Source organism: Bacillus sp. MYb56 (genome assembly GCF_002976445.1).
In the GTDB taxonomy this organism is placed as follows: domain Bacteria; phylum Bacillota; class Bacilli; order Bacillales; family Bacillaceae_G; genus Bacillus_A; species Bacillus_A mycoides.
In genome coordinates, this window is the sequence record NZ_PCOH01000002.1 from 365,494 (window position 1) to 386,045 (window position 20,552).

21 protein-coding genes and 2 pseudogenes are annotated in these 20,552 nt (G+C 35.6%); 3 read left to right on the top strand and 20 right to left on the bottom strand.

Annotated elements, in window-relative coordinates:
- Positions 1 to 15: 15 nt before the first annotated feature.
- The 11 genes from CQ058_RS04435 to CQ058_RS04490 all read right to left on the bottom strand — a co-directional run bounded on the left by CQ058_RS04435 (position 16) and on the right by CQ058_RS04490 (position 9,076).
- Positions 16 to 1,005 (bottom strand): 5-oxoprolinase subunit C family protein, encoded by a 990-nt coding sequence (locus CQ058_RS04435; protein WP_002127996.1) that lies wholly within the window; start codon positions 1,003 to 1,005, stop codon positions 16 to 18.
- On the bottom strand, positions 996 to 1,709 hold the full coding sequence (gene pxpB, locus CQ058_RS04440; RefSeq protein ID WP_002127997.1) for a 5-oxoprolinase subunit PxpB: 714 nt from the start codon (positions 1,707 to 1,709) through the stop codon (positions 996 to 998). The genes CQ058_RS04435 and pxpB overlap by 10 nt, the downstream gene beginning before the upstream one ends.
- Positions 1,710 to 1,723: 14 nt before the next feature.
- Positions 1,724 to 2,476, bottom strand: a complete 753-nt coding sequence (locus tag CQ058_RS04445) for an IclR family transcriptional regulator (protein WP_002128000.1) — start codon at positions 2,474 to 2,476, stop codon at positions 1,724 to 1,726.
- Positions 2,477 to 2,633: 157 nt separating this feature from the next.
- Positions 2,634 to 3,185, bottom strand: a complete 552-nt coding sequence (lepB, locus tag CQ058_RS04450; protein ID WP_002013664.1) for a signal peptidase I — start codon at positions 3,183 to 3,185, stop codon at positions 2,634 to 2,636.
- A gap of 23 nt (positions 3,186 to 3,208) precedes the next feature.
- Entirely contained in the window at positions 3,209 to 3,886 is a 678-nt protein-coding gene (locus CQ058_RS04455) for a copper homeostasis protein CutC (RefSeq protein WP_002190064.1), read from the bottom strand.
- Between the two features lie 823 nt (positions 3,887 to 4,709).
- Complete coding sequence (locus CQ058_RS04465) at positions 4,710 to 5,858, bottom strand: acyl-CoA dehydrogenase family protein (RefSeq protein ID WP_002128005.1); 1,149 nt, start codon at positions 5,856 to 5,858, stop codon at positions 4,710 to 4,712.
- A gap of 154 nt (positions 5,859 to 6,012) precedes the next feature.
- On the bottom strand, positions 6,013 to 6,645 hold the full coding sequence (locus tag CQ058_RS04470; RefSeq protein WP_002128006.1) for a YdcF family protein: 633 nt from the start codon (positions 6,643 to 6,645) through the stop codon (positions 6,013 to 6,015).
- A 322-nt stretch (positions 6,646 to 6,967) separates the two neighbouring features.
- Positions 6,968 to 7,555 (bottom strand): GNAT family N-acetyltransferase, encoded by a 588-nt coding sequence (locus CQ058_RS04475; RefSeq protein ID WP_002185500.1) that lies wholly within the window; start codon positions 7,553 to 7,555, stop codon positions 6,968 to 6,970.
- A 160-nt stretch (positions 7,556 to 7,715) separates the two neighbouring features.
- Entirely contained in the window at positions 7,716 to 8,096 is a 381-nt protein-coding gene (locus CQ058_RS04480) for a VOC family protein (RefSeq protein ID WP_002013657.1), read from the bottom strand.
- A gap of 90 nt (positions 8,097 to 8,186) precedes the next feature.
- Complete coding sequence (locus CQ058_RS04485; protein WP_002013656.1) at positions 8,187 to 8,702, bottom strand: SRPBCC domain-containing protein; 516 nt, start codon at positions 8,700 to 8,702, stop codon at positions 8,187 to 8,189.
- Positions 8,703 to 8,731: 29 nt separating this feature from the next.
- Positions 8,732 to 9,076, bottom strand: a complete 345-nt coding sequence (locus tag CQ058_RS04490) for an ArsR/SmtB family transcription factor (protein WP_002192803.1) — start codon at positions 9,074 to 9,076, stop codon at positions 8,732 to 8,734.
- A 458-nt stretch (positions 9,077 to 9,534) separates the two neighbouring features.
- Here CQ058_RS04490 and CQ058_RS04500 point away from each other — a divergent pair, with 458 nt between their 5' ends.
- Positions 9,535 to 9,834, top strand: a complete 300-nt coding sequence (locus CQ058_RS04500; RefSeq protein WP_258169447.1) for a hypothetical protein — start codon at positions 9,535 to 9,537, stop codon at positions 9,832 to 9,834.
- A gap of 149 nt (positions 9,835 to 9,983) precedes the next feature.
- Here CQ058_RS04500 and CQ058_RS04505 read toward each other — a convergent pair whose 3' ends face one another.
- From CQ058_RS04505 to CQ058_RS04530, 6 genes are all read right to left on the bottom strand, one after another.
- The gene (locus CQ058_RS04505; protein ID WP_033728117.1) at positions 9,984 to 11,312 is read right to left on the bottom strand and encodes a YjiH family protein; all 1,329 of its coding nucleotides are present in this window, start codon (positions 11,310 to 11,312) and stop codon (positions 9,984 to 9,986) included.
- 125 nt (positions 11,313 to 11,437) lie between these two features.
- Positions 11,438 to 12,316, bottom strand: a complete 879-nt coding sequence (locus CQ058_RS04510; protein ID WP_105589488.1) for an aminoglycoside phosphotransferase family protein — start codon at positions 12,314 to 12,316, stop codon at positions 11,438 to 11,440.
- Positions 12,317 to 12,832: a GNAT family N-acetyltransferase gene (locus CQ058_RS04515; protein WP_002084694.1), complete on the bottom strand. Its 516-nt coding sequence runs from the start codon at positions 12,830 to 12,832 to the stop codon at positions 12,317 to 12,319.
- Between the two features lie 23 nt (positions 12,833 to 12,855).
- A complete protein-coding gene (locus CQ058_RS04520) occupies positions 12,856 to 13,323 on the bottom strand; it encodes a DUF2691 family protein (RefSeq protein ID WP_002013648.1) in 468 nt (155 codons plus the stop codon).
- Positions 13,324 to 13,538: 215 nt separating this feature from the next.
- The gene (locus CQ058_RS04525) at positions 13,539 to 13,973 is read right to left on the bottom strand and encodes a ferritin-like domain-containing protein (RefSeq protein WP_002013647.1); all 435 of its coding nucleotides are present in this window, start codon (positions 13,971 to 13,973) and stop codon (positions 13,539 to 13,541) included.
- A gap of 194 nt (positions 13,974 to 14,167) precedes the next feature.
- A complete protein-coding gene (locus CQ058_RS04530) occupies positions 14,168 to 15,349 on the bottom strand; it encodes a YhgE/Pip domain-containing protein (RefSeq protein WP_002190072.1) in 1,182 nt (393 codons plus the stop codon).
- A gap of 170 nt (positions 15,350 to 15,519) precedes the next feature.
- Between CQ058_RS04530 and CQ058_RS04535 the strand changes: the two genes are divergently transcribed.
- Positions 15,520 to 16,137, top strand: coding sequence for a TetR/AcrR family transcriptional regulator (locus CQ058_RS04535; protein WP_002192802.1), 618 nt, complete (start codon positions 15,520 to 15,522; stop codon positions 16,135 to 16,137).
- 55 nt (positions 16,138 to 16,192) lie between these two features.
- Here CQ058_RS04535 and ppsA read toward each other — a convergent pair whose 3' ends face one another.
- The 3 genes and pseudogenes from ppsA to CQ058_RS04550 form a co-directional block, all read right to left on the bottom strand.
- Positions 16,193 to 18,799: a phosphoenolpyruvate synthase gene (ppsA, locus tag CQ058_RS04540; RefSeq protein WP_105589489.1), complete on the bottom strand. Its 2,607-nt coding sequence runs from the start codon at positions 18,797 to 18,799 to the stop codon at positions 16,193 to 16,195.
- A gap of 130 nt (positions 18,800 to 18,929) precedes the next feature.
- Positions 18,930 to 19,271, bottom strand: a complete 342-nt coding sequence (locus CQ058_RS04545) for a YolD-like family protein (RefSeq protein WP_002165494.1) — start codon at positions 19,269 to 19,271, stop codon at positions 18,930 to 18,932.
- A pseudogene (locus CQ058_RS04550) lies at positions 19,268 to 20,197 on the bottom strand (DinB/UmuC family translesion DNA polymerase); the annotation flags it as partial. The gene CQ058_RS04545 and the pseudogene CQ058_RS04550, both read right to left, overlap by 4 nt.
- Before the next feature lie 60 nt (positions 20,198 to 20,257).
- Between CQ058_RS04550 and CQ058_RS04555 the strand changes: the two are divergent.
- Positions 20,258 to 20,525 (top strand): annotated as a pseudogene (locus CQ058_RS04555) (DDE-type integrase/transposase/recombinase); the annotation flags it as partial.
- Between the last annotated feature and the right edge of the window lie 27 nt (positions 20,526 to 20,552).

Below are 20,552 nucleotides of genomic sequence, written 5' to 3' on the forward strand. Positions count from 1 at the left end.
GTTTTCCTCCTAATCTCAGCTTCGTAAAGCGATGAATTTCTTTAATAGACTCATACTTGTTTCCTGTTCTATATATAAGTGTGCAGCTTCTTCCATAGTTATTTTTTCAAAAGTTACATAGTCTCCTGGTTTCAGCTGCGCTAGAAGAGGTAAATCTACTGAAACTACATTTCCAATTCTCGGATAACCACCTGTCGTTTGTCTATCCGCCATTAATATAATAGGCTGTCCACCATTCGGTACTTGAATTGTTCCGAATGTAACTGGGCTCGATAAAATTTCTATCTCTTCAACTCTATTTAAAACATCTCCGTCAAGCCTATATCCCATGCGATCAGCATAATTGGATACTTTATACTCTTTCGAAAAAAACGACTTTATACTTTCTTCTGTAAATTGATCATATTCAAAGTCTGTTATGACGCGAAGAATAGGCTGCTTCTTATATTTTGGTAAAGTATTGTTACAAATTGCCCACTTCGTTTTTATACGCTCTTCTTCTTGTAAATTCCGAATGAAACGACTCCCAACTTCTGCCCCTGTACCAATTTGAAAATAATCTCCTTTTTTCAGCATTCTCCCTTCAATACCGCCAAGAGCAGCACGTATGTAAGTACTTTTACTTCCCATCGTACGATCAATATTTATACCACCCGCAAAAGTCACATACGCCCTGCAACCGCTTTTCGCTTTTCCGAGACAAAGCATGCTTCCTTCTTCAGCTAATATGGGACGCCATAATGGAATGCGTTCTCCATTTAACAACGGTTCCATATCTGCTCCACCAATCGCGAGCAAAGTCGTTTTCTTGATTAACAATTTAGGTCCCATTATTGTAATTTCGAGTCCAGCCTCATTCTCCTCATTACCTACTAACATATTAATCATCCTGAGCGCATTTTTATCCATAGCCCCGCCAACAGGTACACCGTATTGTTGATAATGAGATCGTCCTAAATCTTGGACTGTTGTAAACATTCCTGCATGCAAAACCTCTACATCCATTCTTTAGCCCCCTCAAGCGATACGTACTCTTCCTTTGTTATTGGTATAAATCGTAAATACATACCACTTTGAATATATGTTGGTGTTTCTTCTTTTGGATTAAATAGAGAAATAGGTGTTCGGCCGATAATATTCCAGCCTCCTGGTGTTTCAAGCGGATAAATACCTGTTTGATTTCCGCCAATACCTACTGAACCAGGAGCAATTTGTAACCGCGGCGTTTCTTTTCTAGGTGTTTCTAGTTCTTTCGGTAATCCGCCTAAATATGGGAACCCAGGTGTAAAACCTAACATATACACGAAATATGTTGTTTCACTATGTATTCGAATAACATCCTCTACTTGTAATCCTTGATAATATGCAACCTCTTCTAAATCAGGTCCATATTCTCCCCCGTAACACACCGGTATAGAAATATGTTTCACATCTCGGTTCACTTCTTCTTTATAAGAATCACACAGCTCCTGTATATACTGGCAAACGTGATCATATGGCCTTTCACTTCTCTCGTTTTGCTTCCATACTTCGTACAAATTGTAGTACACCGCTAATGAAGTAAACGACGGAACGCATTCAACCATTCCTGCAAATGGATGCCGCCTTAGCGCTTGAAATAACCGCTGCACTTTTTCGTATATATCCATCCCAATTTCTTCACCAAATGTAACAATAATTGCTTGATCCCCTAACGCAGAAAATTTCATCCCACTCCCTCTTTCTATGCCAAAAAGCCGAGTTCTTTCGAAATGCGGTATGCTGTTTCTTTCACTTTCGCAGTAAAATATAAAATGTTACTTTCGCTATACTCAATTGCTAAACCTGAAATACTAATACCTGCTACAACCGTTCCATCATTCGTAAAAATCGGAGCTGCTATAGCCGCTGTATGATTTTCTAATTCAGAATAGCTAATTGTGTATCCAGCTTGTTTTGCCATATGTAACACTTCTAGTAAATGCTCCTTATTCACAATCGTTCCATCTGCAAACTGCTTTAAATCAGTTTCCTCTACGTACTTTCTTTTCTCTTCCTCAGAAAAATACGATAGTAAAATTCTCGGACATGCACCCGCATAAAGCGGTGCTCTTCTTCCAACCGCCGTATAAACACGTACTGGCTGAACTCCTTCCATCTTTTCAACGTAAATTGCATCATTACCATCTTGAATAATTAAATTAACTGCCTGCCCTAAACTATCTCTAAGCTCTTTCATATATGGAATCGCAATATTTCTTACGGATAACCTTTGTGAAACAAGTTGACCAAATCGTAAAAAAACGACTCCGAGACGATACTTGCCCTTTTCTGTTTTTTGTAAAAAGTCCATTTCTTCTAACGAGCCAATTAAACGATAAACAGATGTTTTCGGCATGCTCGTAAGCTGAACCATCTCTGTTAAACTTAGCTCCTCATGCTCATAAAACAACTCTAAAATATCCATTGTCTTAACTGCCGTTTTATTTATACTCATCCTATCTCCTTCTTGTTCCGAATTTCGGAACTTCAATTCCGTTTTTCGAAACAAACATATAATTTAAAATTATAAAATATTCTTTCAATTCTATCAATATATTTTTCGCAAACAAAAAAAGTATGGAAGAATATTTCTCCCATACTTTTGCTTTACTTTATAACGCTCTCACTTGTTTCAATGGCCAGAAAACAGCTTGTCCTTTTCCGACAATTTCATCTTCTGAAATAAATCCAAACATACGACCGTCTTTAGAAACTTCACGATTATCTCCTAAAACAAACACTTGGCCTTCTGGCACTTTCGTTTTCCCTGTGATTTGTTCTAACGTAAAATCAGGAGTTAATACACGACCAGACGCCTTTTCTTTAAATTCTTTTAAATACGGTTCTTCCATCGCTTTTCCGTTTACATATAAAACATCATCTTTATACTCAACTGTATCACCCGGTAAACCAATTACTCGTTTTACTAAATCGTACCCTTCTTTTCCGTGGAAGACGATAACGTCAAAACGGTCTAATCCACTTATACTATAACCAATCTTATTCACGAGAACTCGTTCGTTATTTTCTAAAGTGGGCATCATCGATTCCCCTTGTACTAATGAAGGTGTAAATAAAACACCGCGAATAATAGCGATTAATACAAGGGTAAATCCTATCGTTTTAGCCCATGAGAATAATTCTTTCTTCGTATTTTCCTTCATCGTTTCTCCTCTTTCTTAAGTGTTTATTTTATTATTTGAACTAATTCTTGTACTAAATTAGGATCAATTTCAGAAAAACATGATTTCCCTTCTCTTACCGCTGTACCGACATGAGCTTGAGAAATTCCAGTTTCATCTAGCAATTGCTTTACATTCTCTTTCGTTACTCCACTTCCGACAACAAGCTGTATATTCCCTTCACTTTCCTTCTGCATCTCTCGAAGCACCGGAATATTATCTACTACATTTCCTTGTCCGCCTGAAGTTAACACGTGAGTAACTTTATTGAATTTTTTCAAAGCTTTCATCGCTTCTACTGGATTTTCTGTATCATCTATCGCACGGTGATACGTTACATTTATTCCATCTACAACAGATAATAAATCTACTAATTTCTCTTCATCAACTTCATTTTGTACGTTTAATACACCTAATACAACACCAGCAGCTCCAAGATTTTGAGCAACTACAATATCTTCTTTCATCATTTCAATTTCTTCTTCCGTATATGTAAAAGACTTCGCATGCGGACGAATCATAACATGAACTGGTATTTGCACTGCATCTACTACTTTTTTTATAAAAGCATAGCTCGGTGTTAAACCACCTTCCGTATATGATGAAATGAGTTCAATTCGATTTCCACCAGCCTTTTCAATTCGCTTCACATCTTCTAAACAAGTTGCAATAACCTCTAGCATGAGATAACCTCTTTTCGTACTTTTTTCTTATTATACAGTAGGTGAAATAAGAAACATAGCATTCCACTATAAAACTATAAAAAGAAGAATGAAAAGAAAGATTTATTGAATTGATAATAAATATCATATATGTTATGTTTTTCTTAAAATTATACATTCTTATATCCTTATGAAAGGAGATAAATATATGCTTCTTACAAAAAAAACGGTTCGTTATCTCTAGTTCATTTATTGTAATTGCATCACTTTTCGCAATTACTTTATTAACAAAACCAAATACAAAACTAGATTTCTCAACTTCAAGTATAGAAACAGAAACGATTACCCTTTCATCAATCAATAAAGAAGAAACTCAAACCTTTCGTTCATCTTCATTTAATAACTCAACTGTATTCAGAGGCGATACTGGTACAGGCTTTGACTTTAGCGGCCAAAGTGACTTACATATTACGATTAAAAATACTGGTACAAACAGTTTTACCTATTCAATTAAATTCAAAGAAGATCGTTTAGTAAAACACACGTTACAGCCAAATGAAAGTAAATCCTTTCCTTTACGTTCACTCATCGCCAATCCTTTACCAGGTGAGTATTCATTATTTGCACATAATCAAGACGGTTCTGAAAGTAGTATGAATCTTGAAGTGCAGCCACAATAGAACAAAATAAAAAAGCTATCCTCTTATCAAAAGGATAGCCTTTTTATTTTGTAAAACGAGAATTCCCTCTTCTTTGAACAATGACATAATACATGGAATTATATCAACGATTCACCGACAACGAAAAGCCTGTTCCTGAACGGAACAGACTTTATATTTCTTCATTACGACCGAAACGCCGCATCCGCCAGCATAGACAGTGTTACATCATCCATCGGCGGATTGTGTAGTCCTGCTCTGACGTTTAAATAATAGTGATGAAGCGGATTTTTTTCTGATAAACTTTTCGCTCCTACGATGCGCATTGCTTTATCTACAATAGATATCGCCGCATTTGTTACCGCGTATTTCACTGCCGCAAGTTCTGCTTGCAATGATAATTTATCTTCTGCCTCATCGTATTTTTTCGCAATTTGATATAAAAAGACACGAGCTTGCATAAGCTCAAGTTCTAATTCTCCAACTAACCTTCTAACATTCGGTAATAAACTTATAGAATGATTTAAACTGTTTGGCTTGTATGATACCGCAAACTGAACTGCATAATTTCTTGCTGATTGTGCAATTCCTAAATAACATGCTGGTATATGTAGCAACCAGCCAATACCCTTAGCTTTAACTTTTGAACCCTTTATATCAGTGAAAAAGCGATCTGGTATCTCTACATTTTGTAAAACGAGATCATGGCTCGCAGTTCCTCGCATTGCGATGCTATCCCACGTTTCTTCAATTGTCACGCCTTGCGTATTCTTTGGAATGACAAACTCTCCGATATCTTCCTGGCCTTCAATACTTGCTGAAATGATAAAATAATCAAGTACTGGTGCCATTGTCGTAAACGTTTTTCTTCCATTTATAATCCACTTCTCACCTTTTTTGACAGCTAACGTCTCTGGTTTCCCGCCGCGCGTAGGACTACCTGTATTCGGCTCTGTCGCTGCTCGATTAAAAAGCGCACCATTACGTACTTCTTCACAAAACCAAGTGAACATTTCCTCATTCCAAGAACGATTTTCAGCTAATTCCTTTACAATGCCAAGGTGCCATCCAATCGATAATGCGGTAGCACCGCAGCCTTCTGCTATTTTCTCTTGAAATAAAACGAAGTCATATAAAGAAATCGCATTGCCTCCCAATTCTTTTGGCAACGTTAATTTCGTATATCCGATATCTTTCAAATTATTAATATTTTCATACGGAAATGATCCTAATTCACTTAGTTGATGCTCCCTTTCCATGAACTTCGGAATCAATTTATTTATTTTCTCAATAACTAAAGATTGTTCTTCTGTTTCAACAAATGAGAGTGCCATACATAATCTCCTTTATGTTCGATTCATAAACCGTTCATTTTGTCATTATGATTATATGAAGTTACTTCTCTATTGTTTCACTATTCCGATAAAAATACAATGCTTTTGAACAATAAGAAAAGTTCCTATAAAAAGGATAGGTTCTTTTCTTATATTAATCCCCTTTCAATGCCTTTAATGGCAAAGAGGTTACATATCCAATATACGAGCATAATTCTTTAAAAAAGAAAGGGATTTCTGTATCTAACGTTTTATACGCTGACGTTGGAGTTGGTGATGCATACGCTTCAATTTTAATATGTTTTGCAATTTTCATTGCACGTTTCATATGAAGTGGATCACTCACAATCGTATATGTGCGTATTCCGTTCTCTATTCCAACTTGCTTTGCATTCTTTAAATTGTCCTCTGTGAAAAGGGATTTTGTTTCAATTAGAATATCCTCTTCTTTCACACCATGTTTCAGTGCATACACTCTAGCAGTACGCGCTTCCTCAAGCTCTGCCTCAAACTTTGTACCACCTGTGAAAATAATCTTTTTAATATTACCGTTCTTATATAAGGAAATTGCATGATTAATTCTTTCTTTAAATACAGGAGATGGTTTTCCGTTCCATGAAGCTGCTCCCAGCACGATACCAGCATCTGTCTTCACACCATCATCTGTTTTAAAGCGATAACTCCAAATATCGTAAGCTGCATAACTTACATATAAAATAATAGAACAAATCATAAGCAAGAATACTTGCAAGATTTTTCTTTTCTTACTTTTCTTATTTTCTTTCATTTATAACTGCCTCCGTACATCATCCATACTTCTATATAAAAACGTATATATCAAATCATTTTGTTTGAATTTGTTTAAAAGAAGGAATTTTTCTTATCATATATATGCATTAAAGGGTTTTCATTTAAAATTGAGGATTATCAATTCATTTTTCGTTTGCGGTTTTCATTACATTTGTGTAATTTATAAGTTTATTACCATACAACTACATTGTAACGAATTTTTTATCATAATGGAATGATGAAACAAAAGAAGTAACTGTTTTGTAAGAAAAAAGGTATATTTTTCATCTTGACGATCAATACACCTTTAATAATATGAATTATCGTTTTTCTTTATATGACTCTAATTTTTCTAATAACCTTTCCTTTACAGCTGGCCATTCATTTGCAATAACACTATATACAACTGCATCTCTAACATGCCCACTCGGTAATTTTCTTTCGTTTCTAAGTACACCCTCTTTTACTGCGCCGAGTCTTTCAATTGCTCTTTGTGCTTTTTCATTTCGTGCATCCGTCTTAATTTGTACCCTCCGCATATGCAACTTTTCAAAAGCATATTGTAATAACATATACTTACATTCTGTATTCATACTCGTACGTTGCACACTTGGGTCATACCACGTTTTCCCTAATTCCACCGTCTTATCTTCAACTGAAATGTTATATAAGCGTGTACTTCCTACTATTTCATTTGTCTTTTGATCAACAACAACAAATGGCAAATCCTTCCCTGCCCCATAAGCTTTTATCGCCTTTTGAACATATTGCTGCATATCTTGAACAGTATCCATTTTAGAGATTAAATACGCCCAAATATCTCGATTTCCTTCCACGATTGAAAACATTTTTTCGACATCATTGCTATCCATTAACCGTAACTTTGCTCTTTCGTGAATAATTTCCATTTGTAAGCCCCCTTTGTTGTAACTATATCACACTCCATTACCGTTATATCGTTATATAAGAACATAAAATTATTTTTATATCAAGGAATAAAATATATCTTTAAAATAAAAAGTGCGATGCCTTTTATTCAAGCATCGCACTCATAAATTGAATTGAAATTTACTTCTTTTCCATTACTGCAAAATAATTATTTTCGCTATCTGCAAAATTAAATATTCTACCTGAAGGCATATTTACAATTTCTCCGACTGTAACGTTTTTGTTTACTAAATCACTATATAAACGATCGAATTCTTTTGAGAAGAACATTAAAGAAGGTGTGCCAAGATTTAACTCCGGCTGCATTTTAGCAATTAGCTCCTTATTATGGAGAATAATACTTGTTTCAGCTTCTTTAGTTGGAGCAATTTCAATCCATCGCATTCCTTGACCGTTATCTTCCTCTGAAATGACACTAAACCCTACTTTCTCTGTCCAAAACTCCTTCACTTCATCTTGGTTATTCACATACAACATGATTTGACCAACATTATTAATCATTTATTTTAACGCTCCTTTATAAACAATTTTTATTAAACTCCATACACTTATACCTAATTATCACCGAAAATAAAGTTGCGGTGCAAAAATCTATTTCAGCGACTCCAATCGCTCATTCAAACGATCCCAAGTTTCGGTGATACCTTGTAGCATGCCCATGTCCATAACGGTCTTAAGGGCTTCTTCGGAAACATATTCAGCACGGTTTATTAGCTTTGTCTTTCCACCTAAATCGATGAATTCCAATGTCATCTCGGTTGACGGCATAGAATCATTTACATTGCCTTCAGCATCTGAAAAGTAATCAGTGTAGACGATTTTTTCTGGCTCAATAATCTCTTTATAGACTGCTTTTCCCCATGATTCCATACCAAAAAATTGCTCCAAGTTCTGATTGACACACTTCATACAGTAGTGCCAAACGCCTCCCGGACGGAAGTCGACAGTGCATGCTGGAATTTCCCAACCTCTTGGTCCCCACCAATGTTTCAAATGCTCTGGTTCTTTAAACATACTGAATACAAGATCACGCGGCGCATCGAAAACGCGCTCCAGTACTAATACCCGATCGTTCTCTACTCTTGATACCATTGTATTGTTTGACATGTTAATTCCTCCTTAAATATGAACTGATTTTATGACTTTTCCTTGTTTTGCAATTCCTTCAAATACTCATCTAAATTATCGAATCTCTCTTCCATCACACGCTTAAATGACTGCACCCAACAATCAAGTGCTTGGAAAGGCTCAGGTCGGAGTTTGTAAATCCGGCGATTAGCTTCAGCCTGCACTTCCACAATCCCTGTATCGCTTAACACTTTTAGGTGTTTCGAAGTTTGTGGTTGCCTTAATCCCAAATGTTCGGCGATTTCCCCAACGGTTAAGGGACCGTCACGCAAGAGTTCAACGATATTCATACGATTCGGTTCAGATAAAGCGCTCAACGTCGTCATATTCACGCCCGGAATTTTCCCCGGCATATCACTCACCTCGTTAAGTGATGGTCTCCGGTTATAACACATCAATATCATCACTAATATTATTTTCCTGTTGAATCGATTATAACCAAAGAGGAATATTCTCGTCAAGGAATATTCGGAAACTAAAGTAATAACAAATCGTTACTTAATAATAAAAATGGATTAAAAACATTTCACAAGCCTATGTTTTACGATAAAGTGATGCTTTAGTCAGTGGGTTTTGGAACGATTTCCGCGAAGGCTTTGTTTTTATCTGGTCCAAGAAAGCTTTAACACTTTTAATACTATTTAACGCTACAGTATTTTTTTTCATATTTTTATTTGATAGTTTAGTTGTTTTATTGGCAAAAGAAATGGACATACGTGATAGTTTGTTTGGAATCTTTATAAGTATCGTTGGGTTAGACGCTTTAGTCGGAGCTATAACCATTGGAAAATAGGGAAATACAGTAAACAAAATGAATATCTTAAACGGTTCAGCTATATTACTTGGAGGAATGTTGATCCTTACTGGATTTGGAGGGTTCGGCTTTTTATCGAGTAATTTATTTTTATCGTTAATCATTTGGTTTTTTATTGGTGTATTTATCGCTTCTATCTCTGTATGCTATAGTTACTTACTTCAAACCCCTGCAAGATTAATGGAAAAAGTAATTAGTACCGCAAATGCAATGGTGCACGGCGCTATGGTTATTTCACCTACATTAGGTTTACTTTTAGCCCTATGGATAAAGTTTTTCTACTCGCAGGAGTTTTAATCACAAGTATTGGTATGATTATTTACTTAGCTCATACGTTATTTATGAAAAAACAGCTGGAGTTACTATAGAACATAATTAACGTTATGCCATTTTCTGATTTGAATAATCAGAAAATGGCATAACTTCAGAAACTTAACGCTACATGTTTAAAGCAACAAATAAGCAATCGGCGTAATAATAAGCAACGTTAAAATCGTTCTTTGCACATATAGAATAATAAGCTCAGATACTTTTAACGGAATATCTGTTGATAATATACAAGGAATTGAAGCGGAGAAAAACAAAATAGATGATACCGAAACAACTGCAATAACAAACTTTGTCACGAGTGGTGCACTTACAACTAAAAGAGAAGGTAAAAACATTTCTGCAATACCAACTGATGCTGCTTTAGCAGCTAGGTCTGCTTCTGGTAATTGTAATAGCCACGTAAATGGATAGAAAATGTAACTTACCCAATCAAATATTGGCGTAAACTTTGCTAAGACGATACCAATTAATCCTACTGACATAATTGATGGTAAAATCCCCATCGTCATTATAAATCCGTCTTTTAAATTCACTGCGATATTTTTCATAATACTTGGCGCAGACTTCGATACTTCTAATGCATCTTCCCAAGCTCGCTCTAACATTTTCTCTTTATAAACGGGCTCTGGGAACCCTTCTTTCGTAATATATGTATCTGGTTTTCTACTAAGAGGCGGGATTCTTACGGTGATAGCGGTCACGATGAATGTTACAACAAGAGTAGTCCAAAAGTAAACATTCCATAAATGCATAATATCTAATGTTTTTGCGATGATGATCATAAATGTTGCGGATACTGTTGAAAAACCTGTTGCGATAATTGCTGCTTCTTTCGTCGTATACTTTCCTTCTTTGTAAACACGGTTCGTAATTAATAAGGCTAACGAATAGCTTCCTACAAAGGAAGCAACCGCATCAATTGCTGATCGCCCAGGTGTTTTCCATAACGGTCTCATAATTGGACGACAAAACGTGCCGATAAACTCAAGCAATCCGTACCCGACTAATAACGCTAAAAATGCTGAGCCAATTGGAACGAGTAAACTTACTGATATAACTAACTTCTCATACAAAAACGGTCCAACATCTGGCGCAAAGAACCATGCTGGTCCTACTTTCAAACAATATAATACGCCGAAAACAACACCTACTACTTTTAAAATAGAAAAACAAATGTCTACAATAGATGCATTCCATTTCTTCGTATAAAACGGATAAATCGCACCCATTGCCATAACAAGTAGTGCGTAATAAGGTACTACGCTCGGAACCGAAGTCCTAATCCATGATACGATATGATCAATCATAATAGACGAAGCACCGTTTATCGTAACAGGAACAAAAAACATAAACACACCAACTAGACTAGCAAGTATAAAGCGAAGTATAATCCCCTTCTCTCGCCCTGTCTTAATTACATTACTTTTTAATTCAATTTCATTCAAAATTAGACACCTCCTATTATCTAAATATTCTGTATAATAACGTCGGATTCCTTCTTTTAATTCTGAATATTTAATCATGCAAAAATGCCTATTTTGAAATATACAATCAAAATAAGCTTTTTCTATTACCTCTTATAATCATCCACAATTACTTGAATTACACGATAAGATTCTTCTGCCAATTTTTTATTACTATCCCTATTCGCATCATATGTAATTAACGCCTTCCAAAGCGCCCATCCTCTCGCCCTATTCCACGTTTCTTCATCCATCTGTAATACTTCTTTAAATACGTTTCTACTATTCTTATCAAAAAACGTCCATGCCATCGCTGCATCACAAGCAGGATCTCCTACTCCTAATATACCAAAATCAATTACGGCACAAAGCTTTCCATCCTTAACGAGTAAATTCCCTGGCACTACATCTCCATGAACCCAAACTGGTTTGCGATCCCATGTTGACCTAAGTGCTAAATCCCAAAGATGCTTTAACAATGTCTCATCAAAAACATCCTTATTATTTTCAATAGCCACTCTCGCTTCTTCATCGTATACAGATATAAGCCCGCCTCGGTAAAAATTATGTTCTCCAGCTATTGGCCCGTTACTCGCATCAATTGATTGTAACTCTATTAAAAACGAGCCTAAGTCCGCCGCAAATCCATTTAAGTCACGAACATTTTGTTTCGTAACGGTCTCCCCCTCGATCCACTTATTAATAGACCAAGGCCATAGATATTCTTCAGATGGACTCCCTTTCACAATTGGTGCAGAAATTGGTAAAGAAAGTTCCTTACTTAATATTGGAAGCCACTTATTTTCTTTCTCTACTTGCGGTGCATATGCTGCATCACTTGGCAATCTTACACTCATCTCATCCCCTAAGTGAAACGTCCTATTATCATGCCCACTAAACTTTACAGGTTTCACTTCTAAATGGGCCCATTCGGGAAACTGTTGTTGTATTAACTGTTCAACTAAACTTACGTTAATTTGATTCATTCACTCTCCTCTTTTCTTTTGAAACTTACTAAGTCCATCCGTACTGCCAACATAGTCAAAACCACTTCTCTTATAAAAATCATTCAATATACGATTATGCCGGACGCAATCTAACTTCAAATACTCTTTGTCATGTTGCACATTCTCTTCTACCCACCGTATAATCCATTCTCCTATTCCATCCCCCTTATACTTCCGTTTCACCGCAAATCTATGAATATATAATGAATTAGAAACTTCCTCTTTTCCAAAAATATGTTCATCCCATTCATTTTGTTTAGGAGAAGCTGTAACCGTACCAACTATTTCATCTTCTTTCATAACAACATATGTATATTTCTCTCTTATACATTCTAGTATTTCAGCCGTAGCTTCCTCTCCTAAAAGATACTGCCACTGATCCACTTCTTTATATTGTAGCCATTGTGCTACTTCTTTTAATAAAATGATAATACTATCACTTTGATCTTCAGTAGCAATTCGAATTGTATATTCTTTACTTATATTTCTCTCCATATTGCCGTTCCCCTTTCAAATTGCTACCATACTGACATACGAGTCCTTCCATCATTTTCATCTGTAATATATTCTACATAAAATCCTTGATTCAGTGCGTTTTCATATATCATTTCAATCTCTTCTTGGTTTTTTGCATAAATTTGTATGTAATCACCATCCGCTACTAATACGACTACTTCACACTTACTCTTCTTAAATTCTTCATATGTTTCAATTTCTCCTAGTACTTTCCCTTTTGGATATGCTTTTAAGTCTACAAATAAAAGATAATATATGTTATCTTTTATTAGCTTTTTTAATTCTGATCCTTCCATGATCTCGTTATCTTCTGAAAATAATTCTGGACCTAATTCATTCCCTATTATTGTATAAGCTTCCTCCCTTCCCATGACTTGCCAATCAAATGCAGTAATATCAATTGGCTTTAACACTTTCCAAAGTAAATTATCATATCCATCTAGAATATCTACTGTAATCCCTCTTTTCATATGTCTGCTCCTAGCTTATTTATTTTTGTTTCATACATTATATATCAAATTTAATTACTATATTTTGTCGATACCTATGCACATCATAAAAAACCGCTCCACTACTAGTGAAACGGTTTCCTTCTGCTTACATTTACATATCTTATTCAATTGTTGCACCGCGTTTTAAAATAATTTCTAATATGTTCAGCACATCAGCCATTCATTTTGAACACTCACTTCGACTTCACAAAATAATATAAAAACCACACCGCATGATTTTGTTCATCTGCAGCTATTCTGCGCAATAACTCTTTCATAGATGCATCTGCTGCTTCATCTGAAATTTCCAAGTAAAAATCTACGGTCTTTTGCTCATCTTGTATAGCGAACTCTAATCCCTGTAAGTACGTATTAGGGCAATTTTCCGTAATCTGTGGTTTCGGCTGTCTGCCAGTTAAATTCGTATAGATTTGTACAAAATGATGAAAATGCCTTATTTCATCATTACGAATTTCAAGAATTTGTTTTTGTTCTACTTGATTTGGAGCCATGTTAGCTAATTTTGCATAGCAGCTTATAGCGCTATACTCTCCGTTTATAGCTTTTTCAATATCACTAATTAGCTTATCATTCTGTCTATACCAATTATCATAATTCGAATTATACATCGTATCCCCTCCATTATTTCACATAACATTTTATGCATTTTGAAATAGTAGGAGCATGTATATATAAAGGGACAGCAAATACTAGTTCTTCACTCACCTTTAAAACATCAAAAAAGCCTATCTATCATTGAATTATTTCCCTATCGATTTCATCACAAAAAACCGTTTCACTACGAGTGAAACGGTTTTTATTTTTAAGCATTTAATTCCGTTTTATGCTCCTTTACTGCACTACGTTTGAAAGCTGTTCCAAGTATAATAACCACGCTTACTACACCAATCCAAACGAGTACAGTAAGAGGAGTATTCCAAGCTAATCCTTTTCCAAAGAAGAATATTTCTCTAAGCCCTTCAATCATAAATCGCATTGGCAACCATGCGTACACCCAATCTTGATAAAATGGTGACATCATTTCTGGCGCTAATGCTAATAGCGGTGCCCCAAAGAAAAGTAATAGAGCGAATATACCTATACCCTTTAGTCCAACTAATGAAAGCACCGCAGAAATCATTAAGAAGAAACAAAAAGAAGTAATGGATAAGAACAAAGCCGTATCCGTGAAATTCGGGATATTTAATCCTACCATTCCATCCGTAATCCATGTAAGACCAAATCCAATTACAAGTGTAGCAATTGCTCCTGTTACTATTTGTTTTAGTTTCAATACGAAGTTCTCTTTTCTTGTACCCACTTGCGTTTTACTTATCGCAATAAAGATAATTGCTGCGCTCGCTAAACTTGCAATCCATAACGGCTGGAATAAAGACATTGGCGAGTTACCGTTCGCACTATTTTTGCCGATTTCATTCACATTTGTCACTTTCTTCGTAATAGGTGTTACTACATTTGAAACTTGGTCTGCTGTTAATGTAGCTCCTTTTGCTTTCAATCCTTCTAATAGTTGTGTACGAACAGTATTGTTCATATTATCAACGATCGCATTTAACATTTGCCCCGCCATAGTTGATGCTGCTGTATTCATTCCTTGATTGATGAATATTTCTACCTCTGGCGAAGATGGCTGTGGTGTTCGTAATGATGCTTGTTTTGTGCTAAAGTCTTTCGGAATAACCAATGCTGCGTAATATTCTTGATTATTTAAGCCTTTTTGAACTGCTTCTTTATTTTTCACTTCTACCCACTTCACCGCAGGTTCTTCATCTGATTTTGATGTCTTTTTCATATTATCAACAATCGTTTGCCCCATATTCATCTTCGGTTGATTCGGAATTTCCACTCCTTGATCCTCATTCACAATTGCGATTGGTAAGTTTTTCGGCTTAGGTTGAACGGTTGGAAATAATGTTAATGAAAAAATAAAAACAACAAGTAGTGCAATAACTGGAGATAACAATAAAAGTTTGTTTTTAAACATTTTCTTTTCTCCTCCTTTAATTTGATTTATAATAACCAACAACGTGTTGTTTATTTATATTTGAATTATATGTTCGAGTTGAACCTTATACAATAATCAAAAATCGTGAATGTGTCGGTTATAAGACACATCCTTGAAATGTGTTGGCTAAAATTAAGGAGGGACATACTTTGCGCGATAGTAATTTAGATTTACGTGTTATTCGTACGAAAACTGCCATACGAAATGCATTAGTGGAATTAATTGAGGAAAAAGGTTTTGACGCCATTACAGTGAAAGATATTACTACGAAAGCAAACATAAATCGTGGTACATTTTATACACATTACCAAGATAAATTTGATTTAATAACAAAATGCCAAGAAGAAATTATGTATGAATTTTCTAGCATTGCTAAACAGAGATTACCGGAAGTTATTGCTGATCTTGGATCAAGCCCTTCCCCAACAATGCCATTTATACTTATCGCTTCTATTCTTGAATTTCTAAATGAAAATAGTGATTTTATGAAAGCTGTACTAAGCCCAAAAGGAGATTTATCTTTCCAAACGAAACTGAAAGACTTTATGTGGAAAACACTATTTGAAGATACGAATGGTCCTCTCATTAATAAGGAGAATTTACTTGTCCCAAGCCAATACTTAGCTTCTTATATGGCATCTGCTCATATAGGTGTCATTCAACAATGGTTAAATAATGGACAAAAAGAAACACCTGAGGAGATTGCTCGTATTTTATCAACAATCGCAGTTCATGGACCTTTTTATGCGGCTGGTTTAAAGAAATAAGTCCGCTATATAATAAAAGATCATCCACTATAATAGCGGATGATCTTTTATTTCATTACAACACTTCAATATACCCTTCTGTTCCATGTACCCGAATTCGCTGTCCGTCTTTTATTCGTTTCGTAGCATTCTCTACCCCGACGACTGCTGGTAATCCATATTCACGTGCAATAACTGCTCCGTGTGTCATCAGTCCGCCAACTTCAGTGACTAACCCTTTTATAGACACAAACAATGGTGTCCAGCCAGGATCAGTAAAGGCAGTAACTAATATATCTCCATCTTCTAAATTCGCATCTTCCATATTTAAAATAACGCGTGCTCTCCCCTCAATCACTCCTGAAGAAACAGGCAGACCTACGATTGCTTCAGCCGGGAGATTTTCTCGTTTGTACTTCCCAGTAATGATTTCTCCATCAGACGTCATTACACGTGGAGGCGTTAGTTTTTCATATAATTTGTAATCATTTTTTTGTTTATGAATAAGCTCGTAATCTAGTTTATTCGTAAGGACAACTTCGTGAAGTTCTTCAAAAGTTAGATAGTATATATCTTCTACTTCATCAATAACTTTATTTTGCACGAGTTGCTCGGCTTCTTTCAATATTGCCTGCTTATATATGAAATAGCGATTAATCATACCGTATTTTGGATATTCACGATAACCGATAAAATTCCGGATGTTACGAATCATTCGCTTCGTCTCTTCTACTTTTTGTTTACCATCCGGCAAATGCTGCAATCGATCTACTAACTCTTCTTCTTTTTTCAAAGCTTCCTGCAGTCCTTCTTCAAATTTCCGTTTACTAGCACCATCTTCAAAATCTCTTATATTATTTAAAATCATCGGGATAATGGTTGTTGGCTTTTCACTCCAGCGCGTTTTCGTAATGTCGATTTCTCCGCTGCATCTCATTCCGTATTTATTTAGAAAAGTTAGAATGGCATCTCTAGCTTTTTCTCCGCCTTTAAATTGAACGAATTCATCTAAAAAGTTATCATTTTCTACATGTTGTAAATACGCAATAACTTCTGGATATGGCCGAATCACATCAGCAACATCGAGTAATGCTAGCCCCATTTCAGACGTAATATTGTTTTGTACTGATTGAGAAAGTGTGTCTGCTGCATTCTTTTCGCCTAGCCATTGCTCCATTTTTTCATTGATCCATGTTGAAGCATCCATACCTGCCATAATGACAGCCATACTTTGCGGATGAAATAATATTTTCTTTAATTGCTGCATATCTTCCAAAATAAAATCAAGTACATCCACCCCTGATTTCGTTTGCATGTTTCGTTTTAACTCTTCGATTGATGCTTGATTCATCTTTATTAAATCCGTAACGATTGCTCGATTGTTTTCGATTTTTGGTTGTGAACTTGCAGGTGGTCCACTTTTACCAACACTCTTTTCTTTTTCATCATCTGGTAACAATGTAATAAAATCATCTCGCTCGACTACAGTTGTTAATGCATCTTTAATAAGCGGTTCCGAATTCCCTATCATATTTAATAAAAGTTCTCTACTAGTAGGCGAAGCCAATCTTTGTGCAACATCAACAAACAACCTTCCTCCAGCTTGAAACCTCTGTCCAAAAGATGTTAACTGGAATAAAGACATTCCTAATGGCTTCAAGGGGTCGGTCATCATTTGCTGGTGACCAACCGATACATACACATGATTTTCCCCATCATTTACTTCTGGTATTGGATATAAAGTCGTGATTGGGCGACTTTGGACAATATAAAATGTATCATCCACTAAACACCATTCAATATCTTGCGGACAACCAAAATAAGCTTCAATCTGTCTTCCAATCTGTGCTAGTTGTAATATTTGTGGTTCAGACAATGTTTGAAGCTTTTGCTGAGCCGGATCAATCTGTTTCGTCTCCGTTCCGCCATCTTTTAAAGCATAAATAGCTAATTTTTTAGTTGCTATCATCTTTCCGGTAATTTTGCCTTCTTTTACTTTATAATTATCGGCAGAGACCAGTCCTGATACTAATGCCTCACCAAGTCCAAAACTGGCATCAATTGATACTACCTTTCGGTTAGAAGTAACCGGATCAGCAGTAAATAAAATGCCCGAAGCCTCAGGGAAAACCATTTTTTGAACGACAACACATATAGAAACTTGATTATGTTCAAAATCATTTTGCATGCGGTACATAACTGCTCGCTCTGTAAATAAAGAAGCCCAGCACTTTCTTACATGCTGCAAAATCGCTTCTTCTCCGATAATATTTAAATACGTATCTTGTTGACCAGCAAATGAGGCATACGGTAAATCTTCAGCCGTAGCACTAGAACGCACGGCATACGCATGTTCATTTCCAAAACGTGAGAGATAATGAGCTACCGCTTCCACTACTTCAGAAGGGATTTCTACTGCCATAATGACTTCTCTAATCTTCTTACTAATTCCACCAATTTGGGCTCGCTCTTCCATTTTCAACTTTGTTAGCTGCTGCAACAAAGTTTGAAGCTCGTCATTTTGCTCGATGGCCTTTTCATACCCTACCGTTGTAACACAAAAACCTTCTGGCACTTGTATACCTTGAATGTTTGATAATGCCCCTAAATTCAATCCTTTTCCGCCAACGAGCGAAAGCTGCGTTTTTTCTATTTCCTGAAAATCGAGAACGAAAGAACTCATGTAACATCTCTCCTTACTATGTGTGTGTTCTTGATTGTAGCAGTAGTAAATGAGAATAAACAGTCTATTTCGAACTTGATTTACATGATATAATTAAGTTAGGAAGAGATGATTTTTTATTTCTCCCCCTCTAATTCACTTCAATTACATCAACAAACTTAAACATCCTTTGATTATGAAAAGCATCGGTACAAGTAATCGTCTTATTTAATGGATTTATATCAGCTACTGTTATGTAATTTTTATATAGATAGCCCTCTTTATAATATGTAAGTAAAACCTCTTCTTCACCTAAATATGAAATTAACAGCTTATTTTCAATCCTTTCTTTTGCATCTTGCGTTAAAATTGGACGCGGGACTTTTGTTTGCTCCTGTATCATTTCTTTAATACAGACGAACTGTTCTGGCATACTAGCAAACGGTTGCCACTTTACCATCCCTCTTCCTTTTGGCATATTAGCATTCTTCACGATTTGTGCCCTCCTAGTAATGTGTTTCTATATCTTGCTGTTGCGACGCTTGTGTAAGAAACCCCACGTAAAATACTGTTCTTACCAAATCGTGTTCGAATTTCGTCCATAACCTTCGTTAATCTCATTTCTTTTTCTCTTTGTATAATGTTATCGAAAAGCGAAATTTGCTCTTCTCCTTCATGTATTAAATTTGTTAAGGAAAGACTTATCGAGCGAATCGGCTCTCCTGTATGCCGTTCGTATAAAAAATATGTACAAACGTTGTAAATATCCATCGTTAAATTTGTTGCTCTGTTTAACGTATATGCTTTTTTTATTCCTCCTCCGTATTCCTTGCTATACCCGACTGAAAAATGTATCGTTTGCGCGTATTTCTTTTCCCTTCTCAACCTATAACAAACTTCTTCTATATGCTCTAATAAAATAACTATGAACTCTTCTATCGAATAATCCCGTAATAATATTTGGCTTTTCGCTATAGATGTTGTCGCTGGAACGTATTTCTCTGCTATTCTGCTAAAATCAATCCCGTTACTATGTAGATGTAATTCTTCCCCTATTACACCGAAAGATTGCTTTAAATATTTCAAAGGATACTGAGCTAATTCTCCAATTGTATGTATACCTTTTCGATTCAATTTCATTTCAGTTTTATACGATATACCCCAAAATTTACTGAGTGGTCTAATACTCCATAACTTCTCGGGTATATCGTCATACGTCCACTGTTCTATTCCATCTTTATTCTTTTTCGCCTCAACATCCATCGCTACTTTACTCAATAATAAATTCGGACCAATACCAATCGTACTTTCGATCCGTGTACGTTCATATATTTCTCTCTTGAACTTTAATGCGAATTCGCACGGATTACTCGCAAATAAATGAATACTTGCAGTCATATCCATGAAAAACTCATCTATTCAGTTGTCAATGTCTTTTTTATTTTAATACACTATTTATCTTCTAATAGTATCTTTATAATAGAAAAATTAAAGAAAGAGAAAAAGATGCCAGAAGGCATCCAAATTAGGCAAGTGAAGTACCTCAATAATATAGTCGAACAAGATCATCGATTACTTAAAAAGCAAGTTCGTTCTATGTTAGGATTTAAATCTTTTTACACAGCGAAATCCACTACTTCTGGAATTGAAGCGATACATATGATAAAAAAAGTAACTTATTTTATGGAACCAGTCTATTCAAAATCAGAACATCTTTATCAATCAATTATTTGGATTAGCTGGATAAAGGATGATTCCGTTAGGAATTTGCGAC

Excerpts from the sequence above, each read along its gene's own strand:
- CQ058_RS04435 (WP_002127996.1), bottom strand. The coding sequence starts at position 1,005 with ATGGATGTAGAGGTTTTGCATGCAGGAATGTTTACAACAGTCCAAGAT.
- pxpB (WP_002127997.1), bottom strand. The coding sequence starts at position 1,709 with ATGAAATTTTCTGCGTTAGGGGATCAAGCAATTATTGTTACATTTGGT.
- CQ058_RS04445 (WP_002128000.1), bottom strand. The coding sequence starts at position 2,476 with ATGAGTATAAATAAAACGGCAGTTAAGACAATGGATATTTTAGAGTTG.
- lepB (WP_002013664.1), bottom strand. The coding sequence starts at position 3,185 with ATGAAGGAAAATACGAAGAAAGAATTATTCTCATGGGCTAAAACGATA.
- CQ058_RS04455 (WP_002190064.1), bottom strand. The coding sequence starts at position 3,886 with ATGCTAGAGGTTATTGCAACTTGTTTAGAAGATGTGAAGCGAATTGAA.
- CQ058_RS04465 (WP_002128005.1), bottom strand. The coding sequence starts at position 5,858 with ATGGCACTCTCATTTGTTGAAACAGAAGAACAATCTTTAGTTATTGAG.
- CQ058_RS04470 (WP_002128006.1), bottom strand. The coding sequence starts at position 6,645 with ATGAAAGAAAATAAGAAAAGTAAGAAAAGAAAAATCTTGCAAGTATTC.
- CQ058_RS04475 (WP_002185500.1), bottom strand. The coding sequence starts at position 7,555 with ATGGAAATTATTCACGAAAGAGCAAAGTTACGGTTAATGGATAGCAAT.
- CQ058_RS04480 (WP_002013657.1), bottom strand. The coding sequence starts at position 8,096 with ATGATTAATAATGTTGGTCAAATCATGTTGTATGTGAATAACCAAGAT.
- CQ058_RS04485 (WP_002013656.1), bottom strand. The coding sequence starts at position 8,702 with ATGTCAAACAATACAATGGTATCAAGAGTAGAGAACGATCGGGTATTA.
- CQ058_RS04490 (WP_002192803.1), bottom strand. The coding sequence starts at position 9,076 with ATGCCGGGGAAAATTCCGGGCGTGAATATGACGACGTTGAGCGCTTTA.
- CQ058_RS04500 (WP_258169447.1), top strand. The coding sequence starts at position 9,535 with ATGAATATCTTAAACGGTTCAGCTATATTACTTGGAGGAATGTTGATC.
- CQ058_RS04510 (WP_105589488.1), bottom strand. The coding sequence starts at position 12,316 with ATGAATCAAATTAACGTAAGTTTAGTTGAACAGTTAATACAACAACAG.
- CQ058_RS04515 (WP_002084694.1), bottom strand. The coding sequence starts at position 12,832 with ATGGAGAGAAATATAAGTAAAGAATATACAATTCGAATTGCTACTGAA.
- CQ058_RS04520 (WP_002013648.1), bottom strand. The coding sequence starts at position 13,323 with ATGAAAAGAGGGATTACAGTAGATATTCTAGATGGATATGATAATTTA.
- CQ058_RS04525 (WP_002013647.1), bottom strand. The coding sequence starts at position 13,973 with ATGTATAATTCGAATTATGATAATTGGTATAGACAGAATGATAAGCTA.
- CQ058_RS04530 (WP_002190072.1), bottom strand. The coding sequence starts at position 15,349 with ATGTTTAAAAACAAACTTTTATTGTTATCTCCAGTTATTGCACTACTT.
- ppsA (WP_105589489.1), bottom strand. The coding sequence starts at position 18,799 with ATGAGTTCTTTCGTTCTCGATTTTCAGGAAATAGAAAAAACGCAGCTT.